The following is a 14,409-nucleotide window of genomic DNA, read 5'->3' on the forward strand; positions in this document are numbered from 1 at the left end:
AATATATAGTTAATTCTATAACGTATTGCTGATTGGAGAAACCAAAGGCATTTTATCTATTGATAAAATGCCTTTGGTTTTTTTATTATACAAATGCTGGATCTGTTCATTTAGATGAATCATTTCAAGGAGGGGAAGAAGTGACTGTTTCAATTGATGGAGTATCAAAATATTTTTCGAAACAAACTGGTACGGTTCAAGTATTGGAAGATATTAATTTTCAATTAGAGAAAGGGGATTTTATAACTATAATTGGACCGAGTGGTTGTGGGAAAAGTACGCTTTTAAAAATTGTTGCGGGGTTGGATAACGAATTTGAAGGTAAAGTTATCATTGATGGGGAGCAAATCGTAAAACCGAGTAAGAAACAAGGGTTTATTTTTCAAGAACACCGCTTGTTTCCATGGTTAACAGTTGAAGAAAATATTGCTGCAGATCTGTCGTTAAAAGATAAGTATGTAAAAGATAAGGTTAAGGAATGGGTTGAAATCGTTCGATTAGATGGTTTTGAAAAATCATATCCGAAAGAAATTTCAGGCGGGATGTCACAACGTGTTGCGATTGCGAGAGCTTTATTAAGGGATCCAAATGTATTATTACTTGATGAACCATTCGGAGCACTTGATGCTTTTACTAGAAGTCATTTGCAAGAAGTACTGTTGAATATTTGGGAGCAGAAGAAAACGACAATGATATTTGTTACTCATGATATAGACGAAGCGATATATCTTTCAAACCGAATTATCATCATGAGTGCAAAGCCTGGAAAAATACATAAAGTGATTGAAAATAATTTACCTTATCCACGTAGTAAAACTTCGGAATTATTCCAAGAAATTCGCACGAAAATATTGCAGCAGTTTGAACACGGGGGATTGATTCAAACAAGTATATAGGAAAAGGGTGAATTATATATGTATAAAAAAAGTAAGATTCTTTCTTTTGCATTAGTTATATCTTTATTTTTATTAGGATGCGAAAAAAGCACAGCAAGTAGTAAGAAAGAAGAGGTAACAATACAAATTGGTATACAGCAAGGATTAAGCCCGCTCTTACTGGCACAGAAAAAGGGATGGTTTGAAGAGGAGTTTAAAAAAGATGGAGTTAAAGTGAAGTGGACAGAGTTTCAAAGCGGGCCTCCTTATTTTGAGGCAATCGCATCAAATCGGTTGGATTTTGGTGAAGTTGGCAACTCTCCAGTTATTTCAGCACAAGCAGCAGGTATTGAATTTACCGAAATTGCTAATACAAGTTATGCGAGGAAAGGAACTGGAATTCTTGTACAAAAAGATAGCAAGATTACGAGTGTAAAAGATTTGAAAGGTAAAAAAATTGCAGTAGCAAAAGGAAGTAGTGCATTTAATTTATTATATCGGGCACTAGATAAAGAAGGTATTGATGCAAAAGGTGTAAATGTCATTCAATTACAACCAGATGAGGCGCAGCCTGCATTTGAATCTGGTTCAGTAGATGCATGGGCAATTTGGGATCCTTTCATATCGTTACATACGGTAAATAAAGGAGCGAAGGTGATTGCAGATGGTGAAACGTTAAATGTCTCTTCACCAGAATTTTTAATTGCGAGAACAAAATTTGCGAAAGAGCATCCAGAATTAGTTGAGAAATTCCTTAAGGTGTATGAAAAAGCACGTGTATGGCAAGAGTCAAATTTAGAGGAAGCAATAAAAATATACACTGCTGCAAAGAAAATAGATGCCGAAATTGTAAAAGAAGTGTTTAATCACGACAAACCAATTTTAGTTCCAGTAAAGAAAGAAATAATAGTGGAACAGCAAAAGACAGCGGATTTTCAATATAATCTCGGTTCTATAAAGAAAGAAATCAAGACAGATAAAGTAGTAGATAATTCTTTCGTAGAAAAAGCATTAAAGGCGAAATGAAAAGAGGTTTTGTAAATTGGAGAATATGAAAGCTGTTATGAAACCAACGAGTATAACGATTGGCAAAAACGATGTAAAGAAAGTGCGAAAGACGAATGTAAAAGTGTTAGTAAGAGCAATTATGATACCGATTATCGTATTAATTATTTGGCAGCTAGCTGGCGTATTCGATTTAGTTTCTAAAACAGTTTTACCAACGCCATTAGATATATTTCTAGCTTTTCAAGAACTTATAAAAACAGGAGAGTTATTCGGTCATTTAAGTATCAGTGTATTCAGGGCTGCGGTTGGTTTCTTTATTGGCGGGAGTTTAGGAATTATTTTAGGAGCGATTGTTGGATTTTCAACGAGAAGTGAGCAATATTTAGATCCGTCTGTACAAATGTTAAGAACTGTACCTCATTTAGCTGTTGCACCGCTTTTCGTATTATGGTTCGGTTTTGGAGAAACATCGAAAGTGTTATTAATTGCGGACGGTGCATTTTTTCCTTTATACGTAAACGCCTTTTTAGGAATACGTGGTGTAGATTCAAAGCTATTTGATGTTGCACGAGTGTTAGAGTTTAGTAAACGAAAGTTAATTACGAAATTAATTTTACCGGCTGCATTGCCGAACCTTTTACTTGGAGCAAGATTATCTTTAGGAGTTGCATGGGTAAGTTTAGTAGTAGCAGAACTGATGGGATCTACAGAAGGTATTGGCTATATGATTATGGATGCAAGGCAATTTTCCAATACAGACATCGTATTTGTCGGCATAATTATCTTTGCATTCGTTGGGAAGTTTTCTGATTCACTCGTACGTTTACTAGAAGTAAAGTTTTTAAGGTGGCGAGATAATTTTAAAGGTGGGAAAGGGAATTAACATATAAATTATTAGGGGTAATTTATATAGAGTATTTTAGTATACGTTTCAAAATAAATAAGGGGTGTGTAAAGGTATGGAATTATTATGGTTTATTCCGGCTTATGGAGATGGTCGATATTTAGGAACGACAAAACGAGGAAGAGCAGCTGAATATGGTTATTATAAACAAGTTGCACAGGCAGCTGATTATTTAGGATATACAGGCGTTTTACTTCCAACTGGTCAAGGATGTGAAGATCCATGGGTATTAGCGTCAGCTCTTGCAGCTGAGACAGAGAAATTAAAATTTTTAGTAGCGGTTAGACCAGGACTTATGTCACCGACAGTTGCAGCGAGGATGGCATCAACATTTGATAGAATTTCAGACGGGAGACTACTTATAAATGTCGTAGCTGGAGGAGACCCGGTCGAACTGCAAGGAGATGGACTGTATCTTGAACATGATGAAAGGTATGAAGCAGCGGATGAATTTTTAAAAGTTTGGAAATCGACCTTGCAAGGAGAAAGTATTTCTTTAGAAGGAAAACATATTAAAGTTACAGATAGTAAAGTCGTGTTCCCGCCAGTTCAAACACCGTATCCACCAATTTATTTCGGGGGATCTTCCGCTGCAGGTAAAGAAGTTGCAGCTGAACACAGTGATGTATATTTAACGTGGGGGGAGCCGCCAGAGCAAGTGAAAGAGAAAATAGAAGAAGTAAAAAAACTTGCGGAAGAGAAGGGACGTAAGCTGCGATTTGGTATTAGGTTACACGTTATTGTAAGAGAAACAGAAGAAGAAGCATGGGAAGAGGCTGAAAAGTTAATTCAATATGTAGATAACGAAACAATTGAGCTTGCCCAACAGACATTTGCAAGATATGATTCAGTTGGTCAAAAGCGGATGACACATTTAAATAAAGGAACACGGGATTCGTTAGAGATAAGTCCTAACTTATGGTCTGGCATTGGACTTGTAAGAGGTGGTGCAGGTACTGCACTTGTAGGAGATCCACATACAGTAGCGAAAAGGATAAAAGAATATGAAGCGTTAGGAATTGAGACGTTTATTTTATCGGGATATCCACATTTAGAAGAAGCGTATGAAGTAGCAGAATTATTATTCCCACTATTGAAAGACGAAAAGAAACAAGAAAATAAAATTGTTGGTGAAATGATTGCTGATGCATATGCACTAAAAAAATAGTGAAAAATAAAAAAACTCGCAGCTCACTAGCTTGCGGGTTTTCGTCGTAAACAATTTAAAAATATGGTAAAATTAAGAGGTAACTTAAGGTGCGGTTGGTTGTTCAATTATCACTTCTCCAAGTAGGAGGGGGTGATAATTCGTGAGTGAAATTGCGTTGCTGCTGCAAGGTGGACTGTTTCTCGTTGCATTGTTAACGTTTATTGTCGTCTTAATTGACAAGCTCAAAAAATAACAACCCACCTATGCCTATAGAAAGTGGGTTGTTGTGTTTGTACGAAACAAATAGGATAAATGAACAATCCAATCTGCTAAGTTACGTGGACTAGTGTGTAGCCGCACACTAGTCTTTTTTATTTATATACAGTTTTTAATTGTTTTATGTGATTGTATTGTTCTTTTCATACTCATTATAACACAGTGTCTTTTCATGAAGAAAGGAGACCGTATGTTCTGATGTGGATTAAATAGAGGATGTAGTTTCTTTAAATAGCCCGTCCATATACTGTTTTAAGTTTTCTACAAAAAATCCTTTTTTGTCTACATTATTTACACCGACAATTGGTGATGGAAGATCATACCTTTTTTCTGATAAATGAACAACAACATCAAAAATATCAAAAAGGCGAATGAAGCAGAATAAACCGTCTTTATCACTAAGTAAAATAAAGTAATGGTTTTCACTCGTTGTATTTAATGTATTCCATAAAGAGCTTTTGCTTAAGTCACGTACGATACTCTTCTCCTTTAATTCCATGAAATCGGCATTTAATAGAATGTTAGAAATATCAATCGCATCTGGATCGTCAATGTAACCATCAATTGTTTGTGCAGCAAAAGTATAGGCCATTTTTAATACACTCATTTTATATTTACGGTTATCTAAAAGCAATTCACGTTGAATAGAACTAGCTACTTTTGTTACACGCTCTTCTTTCCAAATTTCATTATGTAGTGAAATATCGTGCTTTTTACATAGTTTCATAATTAATGCATTAGAATAAAGTATTTCATCACTTATTTCGACAACATCCGTTTCAGCGGCCGCCAGCTCCTCACCATGTTCATTCGTATAGAGAGGGGAGTCGATTTGTTTTTTCATTTGCTCAATCTTATATTGACTTAGCTTATGCCTAATTAAAGGACGGTCAACATTTGTTGTCATATGTTCATGACAGGAATCACAAATGGAGTCTGTGAAATAATATCCACATAATATCTCTGGTATGACATATTGTTCACTAAGTTCTTTCGTATCTTTTCTGCAAATGATGCATTGTGTCATATTTATCACCTTTACCTACAAATTTGTATGTAATCTCATTGTAGTGTATTTAATGGTATTTTGGAATATTGTAAAGGAAAATATTATGTAAAATTCGTGTTTATTTTGGTACAATGAAAAGAAGTGCTAGTTTAAAGGAGGATGTTTTTTTGAAATCGAAAGTGCACTTTTGGACATTAGAAGTGCTAATGGTTGTAGGAATTATATTTATTTGCACAAAAATATCGTTTCTATTTCAACCGATTGGTATCTTCATATCAACATTATTTTTCCCAATTTTAATCGCGTTATTTTTATACTTCATTTTTAATCCATTGTTAGTCTTTTTGGAGAATAAAAAAGTACCGAGAGGTTTAGCGATTTTACTATTGTATCTTTTTATCATCACATTAACTGGAGTTGCTATTGGAGTAGTCGTTCCAACCATCTCACAGCAGCTAATGGATTTAGTGAAAAACATGCCGACTTATATAAAAGAGGGAAAAGTATACATACAAGATCTATCCCATCATAGATTATTTGAATGGCTATCTACACAAAACTACGTTTCCATTGAGACAATTGAGAAAAATGCAATTGAATACTTAAAGGAAATACCAAACACAATTACGTCGAGTGCAACGGCTTTATTTGGTATTATCACGAACGTGGCATTAGTTATTTTTACAGTACCGTTCATTTTATTTTATATGTTTAAAGATGGACATGCATTTCCAGGAAAAGCCGTTAGTGTATTACCAGAGTCTTACCGTGAAGAGGGACTTCGTATCATAAAGGAAACGAACGAAACATTATCTGCATATATTCAAGGGCAAGCGCTCGTTTGTATGTTTATTGGTGCCTTTACATTTACTGGTTATTTAATCATCGGTTTACCGTATGCATTCGTTTTAGGGATTATCGCAGCACTTACAAACATTATTCCAAATTTGGGCCCGTTTATCGGAGCAGCACCAGCTGTCATTGTAGGTCTGTTCGTTTCTCCAATGCAAGCTCTGTACGTAATTATCATTGTAACGATAGTACAGCAGTTTGAAAGTAACATCATTTCACCGCGTATTATGAGCTCGAAATTAAACATTCACCCGTTAACGATCATTATTCTTATTTTAGGGGTAGGTAATTTCGCGGGAATCATCGGAATGATTTTAGCAGTGCCAGTTTATGCGGTAACGAAAACAGTTGTTTCGAACTTAGTGAGATTGTTTAAGACGAAACGAAGTAATCGGAAATAGAAAAAATTAGGGAAGATACACCGCTGAAAAAGTGGTGTATCTTTTCAAATTTTTAGAGTGTATGAAATGCGTATTATTATATATTTTTTACACATCAAATTAACTGCAACGCATGTATAAATTATTCCTGCTAAACTACGTGGAATCCCTCTGAACTATCCAAATCATTTCTTTACACCGCGTTATTAACATCATAATCGACTCCTTTCGTTTCTAATATAATTTCAAATAATTATAGGTGAGTGTAGTACTTGCTTCTACGATCACGAATTTCATCTATAATCTTTTTATATTGTTTCTGTTGTTTTACTTCATCTGCAGATATAGTTTCTTTTTGAATCGTAATGGTTAAAAAGAAAAGGTGAAACTTCATACATGAATTCCTCCTTTCAAATCGGAATTACAGGTGACTACAATAGTGACTTTGTCGTTCTTTGACGTTGTCCATAGCCTGTTCAATTTGTCGGTCATGAAGCGTATCAGACTCAGATAGTTTGTTTTTTTGAATCGTAATAGTTAAAAAGAATACTTTGAATTTCATTGGATTTTTACCCCTTTATAATTTATTTAGTAAAGACGGTTGTAATAAGAGGACTGTCGTTCTTTTACTTCGTCCATAATATTTTTAATTTGTTGTTCGTTAGAAAGTTCATCTTTTGAAAGTTTACGTTTTTGAATGGTAATCGTTAAAAAGAAAGCTTTAAATTTCATTAGGATATTGCCCCTTTAAAAATATATTTTTAATACATTTGCGTATAGTATGAACTTTTAATGTCAGTTATTTTATCAGTCATTTGTTTTAATTGTTGTTTACGAATGATTTCATCTTCAGATAAAGTGTTTTTCTGAAGTACAGTCGTAAAAAAGAAAATATGAAAAGTCATAAATGAATTCCTCCTTTCGAAAAGGAATTACAGGTGATCACAATAAAGCGCTTGGCGCTCCTTAACATCATTCATAGCTTTTTCAATTTGCTCATTATGGAAAATTTCATCTTTGGAAATTGTATTTCTTTGAATCGTAATACTTAAAAACAATACGCTAATAGTCATCGAATGTTGCTCCTTTCTTAAAAAAATAATGTAAGAGACTAAAAAATCGCACAAAAAAGCCACAGGAAGATATAGTTCTCCTATGGCTAGGCGTGAAAAAGCCACAGGAAAGTATACGACCTCCTGTGGCGAATTTATGAATTAATAGAAATAAAGTACGATTTTCAATTCTCCGTTAGGGTGGTCGAATTCATATTCAATTGTCCGAAAAACAAAGGTGCAGTTAACGCTAATGTTAAAGCATGTAATTGTAATTTCATCATTTCCTTCGACCTCCTTTTAGAATATTTTTCTTACGTTAGTAATTATATACAATTAATGGATAATTGTAAACATAAAAAGTGAAAATTTTTAATTTTGATTAAAATGCGTATATTTTAAAGGGTTTTGAGAAGAAGTATTGTAATGAACGAAATATCGATAAAAATGGGGGATGCTAAATGAAATATATGCATCGTAATGTGGTTGTTATGCTAACAATTTTTTTATTTATTACTGCTTGTTCTAGCGGAGAAAGAATAAAAGAAATATCTGATATTGAACCTGGTGCTTTTAAGAAATATGCTGGGACATATGTTGGTAATAACTCAGATGTGGTTGCAATTGTTAATCATTTACCCGGTGGTGAAACATTTCAAAGTATAAGTTTAGAGAATGAAAGTATAAAGGTGAACTATGGTGCACGAGGGAATGGAGCCCTTACAGAAGATATGGTTGAGACGTATTGGTTTGATGGTAAGGATACGATGAAGAAGAATTTTCTCTTTAATACTATTTATCTTGCGGTTTTAGTACCGAATGCGAAAGGGTATGAGTTTCAGATTGAAAATCAAAGCTTTGCATTAAAAAGAGAGGAACTTTTACCCATACTGTATAAAGAACTTAATGATTTACCAAGGGATGATCTTATATGGAATATGGGAATCGTAATGAATTTCTTTTACGGTAATCAAGAAAAAATAGAAAAGCTAGTTAATAATAAAGATTTTCGAAAGCAATTTTTTAATGAACATCCTGTGCGTGAATCTAAGTGATATGGAGGAAGAGGTGGTTATTTAACGATTGAAAATAAGGACATTTTTTAAAGGGGGTCATTCAGTATCGAATGATTCTTTTTTTGATGAAAATTATGGAAAAAAATATAACGTTGTGCTATGGTTAATTACATAAGTAATGAACCTATGAACCTAAGGTGGTGAAATCGTGAAACCTACTCTAGAACAAAATAAGTTAATATACATACAAATTGCAGAAACAATTGAATCTGATATTTTAAAAGACATATTACTTGAAGAAGAACAAGTTCCGTCGACAAATCAATTTGCGAAGATGTTACAAATTAATCCGGCTACAGCTGCAAAAGGAGTAAATCTACTAGTAGATGAGGGGATTTTATATAAAAAGAGAGGGATCGGGATGTTTGTTACAAAGGGAGCAAAAGAAGTCGTACTAAAAAAAAGACAAAATACATTTATGACCGAGTATTTACCTAAAGTGTGGGAAGAAGCAAAAGTACTAGAAATATCAAAAGACGAATTGATGGACATGATACACAAAATTACGAAGGAGGGGAAAGAGGGATGATTGCACTTGAAACGAAAGATTTAACGAAAAAATATAAAAAGAAACTAGCTGTCAATGAAGTAACAATTTCATTGGAAGAACATAAAATATATGGTTTGCTTGGAAGAAACGGAGCGGGGAAAACAACATTATTAAACATACTTGCAGGTCAAATTATTTCAAGTAGTGGAAGTGTATCTATATTTGGTGAAAATGTTTTTGAAAATAGTAAAGCGATGCGAAGCATTTGTTTTGTTAGAGTGAAAGAAGAAGGGCATTTAAGTAATAAAATTAAAGAGATTTTTGAGCTATGTAACATGTTTTATAAAAATTGGGATCAGAAATATGCTGAAGAACTGGCAGGGAAGTTTCAGCTTAATATGAAAGAGAAATACCATAAATTATCACACGGTATGCAAACAGTCGTAGGAATTATTCAAGGTCTAGCAAGTAGAGCACCAATTACAATTTTTGATGAACCAACTACAGGTTTAGACGCAGCACATCGTGAGTTATTTTATAGTTTACTATTAGAAGATTACGGTGAGTATCCTCGAACAATTATATTATCAACACATTTAGTAGAAGAAGTAACCCATGTTATTGAAGATGTAATTATCATGAAAGAAGGAAGATTAGTTGTTCAATCATCGGTGGAAGATTTATTACAACAGGGGCATATAATTTCAGGAATAAAAGATAAAGTAGATGAATTTTCGATAAAAAAAAATTATAAATCGAGAAGTCTATGGAAATAAAGGCATTACTGTTATATGGGAAGAACTTTCTAATGAAGATTATTACTCTCTTGAAAAAGAAGGTTTAGTAATTGATAGAATTACATTACAAAAATTATTTATTCACATAACTGGTGGTGAAGTGAAATGAAGATGTTAATGAAGCAGTTGAAGTTACATATTAATTTTCATTATAAAGCAATTTTAATATTTTGGATTGTAGCTTTATTAATAAAAGGGGCTTTAAATGCTGTTCATTTAAATGAATTGAAAATTAGTTATCTACCCGAAATTATCAATAACCCTTCAATAGCAATTATGATGTTTATAGTAGTCAGTACTTTCAATATACAAGATGATTTATTTCGTTTAGCTATTTCATTTGGTGTAACGAGAATTCAATATTTCATCGGAGCGATTTGTTATATTGTACTGCAATCTGCGTTATTTTCATTTCTTCAAGTTATACTTTTACAAGACATAAAATATAATTTAGGGAATGTTAGCATTGGAGAACAATTAACACAACAATTTATTTTACAATTTTTGTTTTATGTTACGACAGCATGTTTCTTCCAAGTAGTAGTAGTTTTTAAACAAAGATTTCAGTGGATTGGTCTCATGATTGGTGGAACGCTTTTCTTATCAACAAACAGTTTGCTTTATGGAGAAGTAGGGATAAAAGGTTTATTATTTACAAGCGATCTATCTTTAATAGATATTCCCTATTTTACTGTGATTTCAATTGGATTAACCATTCTATATATCATAACTAGTAGTATATTTATTCGTAAAGTTTCATTTGAGCAAATGGTTTAAAATATTGTTAGATTATTATAGAAAGAGGGAAGACAATGGGAGATACTTCTTCACTAATAACCGTCTTTTTATGCGTGGCACTGCTAATTTTTTGGCGACGATATCGTTCTATGTATAAGCCAATTAAGGGGACGGGAAAACGTATTTTGTGGCCATTACTATTTTTAACACCGGGTATTTTATTGTTTTTTGGTCCAGTACACCCAGCTATATTACAAGTGACTATAGCAGTATTCATTGGAGTTCTTTTCGCTGTGCCACTTATAGTTCTAACAAATTATGAGCGAAGAGATGATGGGAATATTTATACGAAAAAAAGTGCAGCCTTTTTAATTACCTTTATTGGAATTGTTATTTTAAGATATGGTTCAAGACAATATATTGTTGACTTAGATCAGCAAACAATAGGTTTATTATTTTACGTAGTTGCAGTATCGTATATTATTCCGTGGAGAATTGCTTGTTATATAAAATTTAGGAAAGTTTTAAGAGAAAATAATAACCATGCCATATGAAAACTTCTCATTTGAGAAGTTTTTTATTTTTATATGCAAGCAAAATAATTTGTTGAAGTTCACGCTACCATACAATATGATAAATATAAAAAAATTGAGAGGGAGTAGGGGATATAAAAGTGCGTACAATTCTACTGTTTTTACATAATATGCACATAGATGAAATAGAGAGTGTCAGAGAAAAGCATGATCCTTTATTCGGATTAATTCCTCCTCATATAACAATTGTATTCCCGTTTGAAAGTTCTATTTCGAATGATGAGCTGGAAGTACATATTTTGAATGTGGCGAATGGGGTTCAACCGATTGAAATTGAGTTTGCTAACCGGATAAGTAGCAAGGGAGAGTATCTATTTTTGGAAGTGGAAAGAGGGAAAGAAAAAATAGAAGAATTACACGATAGATTGTATACAGGTCCTTTACTGCAATTTTTGAGAACGGATATTCCATACATACCACATGTAACAGTTGGGAGAAAAGAAAGTGCCGAGTTAGCAGCTAAAGTAGTAAAGGATATGCCTAGTTTTCATGAAAAGTTAAATTGTGTAATTGATAGAATTAGCGTGGAGCGAATTGGAGAGAACGGGGAATCAATTATTGAATTTGAAGTACCATTACAAAAAAGCTGACAAAAGTCAGCTTTTTTATTTCGAACTATGGAGTAAAGCACCAATTGCACCACTATAACCGCCGTCTTGTAAAAAGACTGGTATTTTGTTTTGATATTCTGTATAGCTACTAATAATATTTTGAAGATGTACGTTATTACATAGAGTAGAACCGATGTAAATGATATGGTCAATATTTTTTGCTTCGGCGAATTGAAGACTTAATGCTGTGACGACTTCACCGACAAGTCCTTGAACGGTAGCTAGTATATCTGAACTACTATAATTTGAGTCTGTAATGGCCGCTTTTCCAAAATTGCTAGCAGTTAAGTTGTTATCAATAGGGGAGAGAATACCGCCATAAATATCTCCAACCGTAATATCTAGACTTTTTCTTGATCCTATATTCGTAAGCGGTAGCACATCTTCAAAATGATCTATATTTGTTAATAGTTTTGAAAGACCCATAATTGTTCCGCCGCCAACTCCAGTTCCACCAGCGCGAATGTATTGTTTGTCGTGAACGTAGTGAATGGAAGTACCTGTACCGATATTTGTTAGGACAAAGTTCTGTATAGCACGTTTTTCTTCTTTTAGTATGAATCGTACTCCCCCTAATGTAGCTTCGAACTCGTTTAATTCTACTATTTTAAATGAACCTGAAAGTAGTTCTTCTAACTGTTTAGCTTTGCCACCTGTAATGCATAATTGTGTAATTGAATTATGACTTTGAAGCCATTCTTTAACTCTTTCTTGTTCATATGAATAAAATTTTTCGAAAACTAATTTGTTCATTTCGTTAAAGTAAGCAATTTTTGTTAATGTTCCCCCAGCATCAATACCAACAACATTCCGCATTTTCCTACCCCTTACTATGTGATCTGTTTAATCAGCTTGATATATTAATAGCTTTTCAATGGTAACGATTGATTGACCGTTTACAGAGGCAATTCCTTTCCCAAGAATAAAACCTCGTCTGTTACGTGTTAATTCATAATGTAAGTCAAGTTTATCACCGGGATACGCATTTGCATGAAATTCCACCCCATCTAATGAGGAGAGGAAACCAAGTCCTTCAGATTCACCTGTACTGACAAAGGCACTAAGTTGCGCTAGTGCTTCTACAATTAACATATGAGGCATATAGTTTTGATTGTTATTAATAAACCACTCATTATTTGTAATCAGTTTGTATCCTGTAGCTGATTGAGATTCTGTAACGCTTGTAATTTTATCGATCATTAAAAATGGATAGCGATGGGGAAGAGTATCTTTAATATTCATATCGTACCTCCAGGAATAATAATACCCCTGCTACAGTTAAGCAGGGGAGTTATTATTAATTTTTAACTAATTCTTCTATTTTTTCAATAGAGAAAATACCGCTATTTTTAATGTTTTCAACTACTTCTTGTAATACTACTTTATCTTGAACGAGTGCAATACGTACAAAGCCTTCTCCGTGAGGTCCAAATGCATGACCTGGTGTAACAACGACATTCGCACGATCCATTAATGCATAAGCGAAATCTATAGAAGTCCAGCCTTTCGGAATTTCAGCCCAGACGAACATACTACCAGCTGGTTTATCAACATTCCAACCAAATGTTCGGAATCCATCAACTAAAGTATCTCTACGTTCTTGATAAATACCGCGATTTTTTTCGCAAAACGAAGCGCCATTTCTTAGCGCAGCTGATGCTGCTTTTTGAATTGGTAAAAACACGCCGTAATCTGTATTTGATTTAAATTGAGTAAGTGCACGAACAATTTCTTCATTTCCAATCATATAACCAATACGGCTACCTGCTAAACTATAACTTTTTGACAAAGAGTTGATTTCTATGCCAACTTCTTTAGCTTCAGGTACAGAGAGGAAGCTAATTGGTTTATTACCATCAAAATAAAATTCAGCATAAGCAAAATCATGGACGACAATAATATTATGCTTTTTCGCGAATGCGATTACCTCTTTAAAGAAATCTTCATGAGCCATTGCTGGAACTGGATTTCCTGGGAAGTTCAAAATCATCATCTTCGCTTTATTGGCAATTTCTTCAGGGATAACTTCTAAGTTAGGTAAGAAATCATTTTCTTTCTTTAATGGCATGTAGTAAGATGTTGCGCCGGCCATTTGAATTCCTGTTTCATAAGCCGTATATCCTGGGTCAGGAACTAATATAATATCTCCCGGATTTGCAAAAACCATCGGTAAATGAACGAGTCCGTCTTGTGAACCCATTAATAATAAAACTTCTTTATCGGCATTTAAAATAACGTTATGAGTGTTGTTGTAATATTCAGTTACAGCTTCGTGAAATTCTTGTATGCCTGTTAATGTGTATCCATAGCTTTCTTTTTCACTCGCCGTATGTACCATTGCTTCTCTTACGAAATCAGCAGGAGGCATATCGGGATTCCCGATACTTAAATCAATCATTTTATGACCTGCTGCAATTTTCTCTTTTTTATAGGCCCCTAATTCACTAAATATAGAAGATTGGAATGCTTTCATTCTAGTTGCTAACGTGTAAGTCATCAAAACCCCTCCTAAAAACAGTGTTTTCTTTCTGCGTTTTTAATTATTCTGAAAACACATGTTAACATTTTATCATTTTTTTATGAAAATTAAAACGATTG

The 14,409-nt window shown here is 33.6% G+C and carries 20 protein-coding genes and 1 pseudogene; 12 read left to right on the plus strand and 9 right to left on the minus strand.

Annotated elements, in window-relative coordinates; all coding sequences use genetic code 11:
• The first annotated feature begins 140 nt into the window (after nucleotides 1-140).
• From Q3V31_RS16560 to Q3V31_RS16580, 5 genes are all read left to right on the plus strand, one after another.
• Nucleotides 141-896: an ABC transporter ATP-binding protein gene (locus Q3V31_RS16560; protein ID WP_000218588.1), complete on the plus strand. Its 756-nt coding sequence runs from the start codon at nucleotides 141-143 to the stop codon at nucleotides 894-896.
• 18 nt (nucleotides 897-914) lie between these two features.
• Nucleotides 915-1,901 carry an aliphatic sulfonate ABC transporter substrate-binding protein gene (locus Q3V31_RS16565; RefSeq protein WP_000277170.1) on the plus strand — a complete coding sequence of 329 codons (987 nt, stop codon included), beginning with the start codon at nucleotides 915-917 and terminating at the stop codon, nucleotides 1,899-1,901.
• Between the two features lie 16 nt (nucleotides 1,902-1,917).
• Nucleotides 1,918-2,766 (plus strand): ABC transporter permease, encoded by an 849-nt coding sequence (locus tag Q3V31_RS16570; protein WP_329765628.1) that lies wholly within the window; start codon nucleotides 1,918-1,920, stop codon nucleotides 2,764-2,766.
• 76 nt (nucleotides 2,767-2,842) lie between these two features.
• Nucleotides 2,843-3,955: an FMNH2-dependent alkanesulfonate monooxygenase gene (ssuD, locus tag Q3V31_RS16575; RefSeq protein WP_016129708.1), complete on the plus strand. Its 1,113-nt coding sequence runs from the start codon at nucleotides 2,843-2,845 to the stop codon at nucleotides 3,953-3,955.
• A gap of 142 nt (nucleotides 3,956-4,097) precedes the next feature.
• Complete coding sequence (locus Q3V31_RS16580; RefSeq protein WP_001289319.1) at nucleotides 4,098-4,190, plus strand: putative holin-like toxin; 93 nt, start codon at nucleotides 4,098-4,100, stop codon at nucleotides 4,188-4,190.
• Between the two features lie 228 nt (nucleotides 4,191-4,418).
• On the opposite strand, the gene Q3V31_RS16585 is transcribed toward Q3V31_RS16580, so the two are convergent.
• Nucleotides 4,419-5,240 carry an HNH endonuclease gene (locus Q3V31_RS16585; RefSeq protein ID WP_097872165.1) on the minus strand — a complete coding sequence of 274 codons (822 nt, stop codon included), beginning with the start codon at nucleotides 5,238-5,240 and terminating at the stop codon, nucleotides 4,419-4,421.
• Nucleotides 5,241-5,389: 149 nt separating this feature from the next.
• Here Q3V31_RS16585 and Q3V31_RS16590 point away from each other — a divergent pair, with 149 nt between their 5' ends.
• Nucleotides 5,390-6,475 (plus strand): AI-2E family transporter, encoded by a 1,086-nt coding sequence (locus tag Q3V31_RS16590; protein WP_016129707.1) that lies wholly within the window; start codon nucleotides 5,390-5,392, stop codon nucleotides 6,473-6,475.
• 232 nt (nucleotides 6,476-6,707) lie between these two features.
• Here the strand turns inward: Q3V31_RS16590 and Q3V31_RS16595 are convergent, their stop codons facing one another.
• Genes Q3V31_RS16595 through Q3V31_RS16615 form a run of 5 tightly spaced genes read right to left on the minus strand, consistent with a single transcriptional unit; the run spans nucleotide 6,708 to nucleotide 7,527 of the window.
• Entirely contained in the window at nucleotides 6,708-6,848 is a 141-nt protein-coding gene (locus tag Q3V31_RS16595) for a YrzI family small protein (protein ID WP_000668492.1), read from the minus strand.
• A 27-nt stretch (nucleotides 6,849-6,875) separates the two neighbouring features.
• Entirely contained in the window at nucleotides 6,876-7,016 is a 141-nt protein-coding gene (locus tag Q3V31_RS16600; RefSeq protein ID WP_000669808.1) for a YrzI family small protein, read from the minus strand.
• A gap of 26 nt (nucleotides 7,017-7,042) precedes the next feature.
• Nucleotides 7,043-7,186 carry a YrzI family small protein gene (locus Q3V31_RS16605; protein WP_090813565.1) on the minus strand — a complete coding sequence of 48 codons (144 nt, stop codon included), beginning with the start codon at nucleotides 7,184-7,186 and terminating at the stop codon, nucleotides 7,043-7,045.
• Nucleotides 7,187-7,215: 29 nt separating this feature from the next.
• Nucleotides 7,216-7,359: a YrzI family small protein gene (locus Q3V31_RS16610; RefSeq protein WP_000142722.1), complete on the minus strand. Its 144-nt coding sequence runs from the start codon at nucleotides 7,357-7,359 to the stop codon at nucleotides 7,216-7,218.
• Between the two features lie 27 nt (nucleotides 7,360-7,386).
• Entirely contained in the window at nucleotides 7,387-7,527 is a 141-nt protein-coding gene (locus Q3V31_RS16615) for a YrzI family small protein (RefSeq protein WP_000156189.1), read from the minus strand.
• Nucleotides 7,528-7,967: 440 nt separating this feature from the next.
• Between Q3V31_RS16615 and Q3V31_RS16620 the strand changes: the two genes are divergently transcribed.
• From Q3V31_RS16620 to Q3V31_RS16645, 6 genes and pseudogenes are all read left to right on the plus strand, one after another.
• Complete coding sequence (locus tag Q3V31_RS16620) at nucleotides 7,968-8,561, plus strand: DUF4825 domain-containing protein (protein ID WP_000876560.1); 594 nt, start codon at nucleotides 7,968-7,970, stop codon at nucleotides 8,559-8,561.
• A 169-nt stretch (nucleotides 8,562-8,730) separates the two neighbouring features.
• Nucleotides 8,731-9,111, plus strand: coding sequence for a GntR family transcriptional regulator (locus Q3V31_RS16625; protein ID WP_000805182.1), 381 nt, complete (start codon nucleotides 8,731-8,733; stop codon nucleotides 9,109-9,111).
• Nucleotides 9,108-9,978, plus strand: a pseudogene (locus tag Q3V31_RS16630) (ATP-binding cassette domain-containing protein). Before Q3V31_RS16625 ends, Q3V31_RS16630 begins: the two are co-directional and overlap by 4 nt.
• The gene (locus Q3V31_RS16635; protein WP_329765629.1) at nucleotides 9,975-10,646 is read left to right on the plus strand and encodes a DUF4052 family protein; all 672 of its coding nucleotides are present in this window, start codon (nucleotides 9,975-9,977) and stop codon (nucleotides 10,644-10,646) included. The pseudogene Q3V31_RS16630 and the gene Q3V31_RS16635 overlap by 4 nt, the downstream one beginning before the upstream one ends.
• Before the next feature lie 35 nt (nucleotides 10,647-10,681).
• A complete protein-coding gene (locus Q3V31_RS16640; RefSeq protein ID WP_090813564.1) occupies nucleotides 10,682-11,161 on the plus strand; it encodes a CcdC family protein in 480 nt (159 codons plus the stop codon).
• A 119-nt stretch (nucleotides 11,162-11,280) separates the two neighbouring features.
• The gene (locus Q3V31_RS16645; RefSeq protein WP_090813563.1) at nucleotides 11,281-11,790 is read left to right on the plus strand and encodes a 2'-5' RNA ligase family protein; all 510 of its coding nucleotides are present in this window, start codon (nucleotides 11,281-11,283) and stop codon (nucleotides 11,788-11,790) included.
• 15 nt (nucleotides 11,791-11,805) lie between these two features.
• Here Q3V31_RS16645 and coaW read toward each other — a convergent pair whose 3' ends face one another.
• Genes coaW through Q3V31_RS16660 form a run of 3 tightly spaced genes read right to left on the minus strand, consistent with a single transcriptional unit; the run spans nucleotide 11,806 to nucleotide 14,308 of the window.
• On the minus strand, nucleotides 11,806-12,627 hold the full coding sequence (coaW, locus tag Q3V31_RS16650) for a type II pantothenate kinase (protein ID WP_001246775.1): 822 nt from the start codon (nucleotides 12,625-12,627) through the stop codon (nucleotides 11,806-11,808).
• A gap of 27 nt (nucleotides 12,628-12,654) precedes the next feature.
• On the minus strand, nucleotides 12,655-13,053 hold the full coding sequence (locus Q3V31_RS16655; protein WP_001021823.1) for a 3-hydroxyacyl-ACP dehydratase FabZ family protein: 399 nt from the start codon (nucleotides 13,051-13,053) through the stop codon (nucleotides 12,655-12,657).
• Nucleotides 13,054-13,108: 55 nt separating this feature from the next.
• Entirely contained in the window at nucleotides 13,109-14,308 is a 1,200-nt protein-coding gene (locus Q3V31_RS16660) for an LL-diaminopimelate aminotransferase (protein ID WP_139265926.1), read from the minus strand.
• Nucleotides 14,309-14,409 lie beyond the last annotated feature (101 nt).

It is taken from the genome of Bacillus nitratireducens (assembly GCF_036320425.1).
Taxonomy (GTDB): domain Bacteria; phylum Bacillota; class Bacilli; order Bacillales; family Bacillaceae_G; genus Bacillus_A; species Bacillus_A nitratireducens.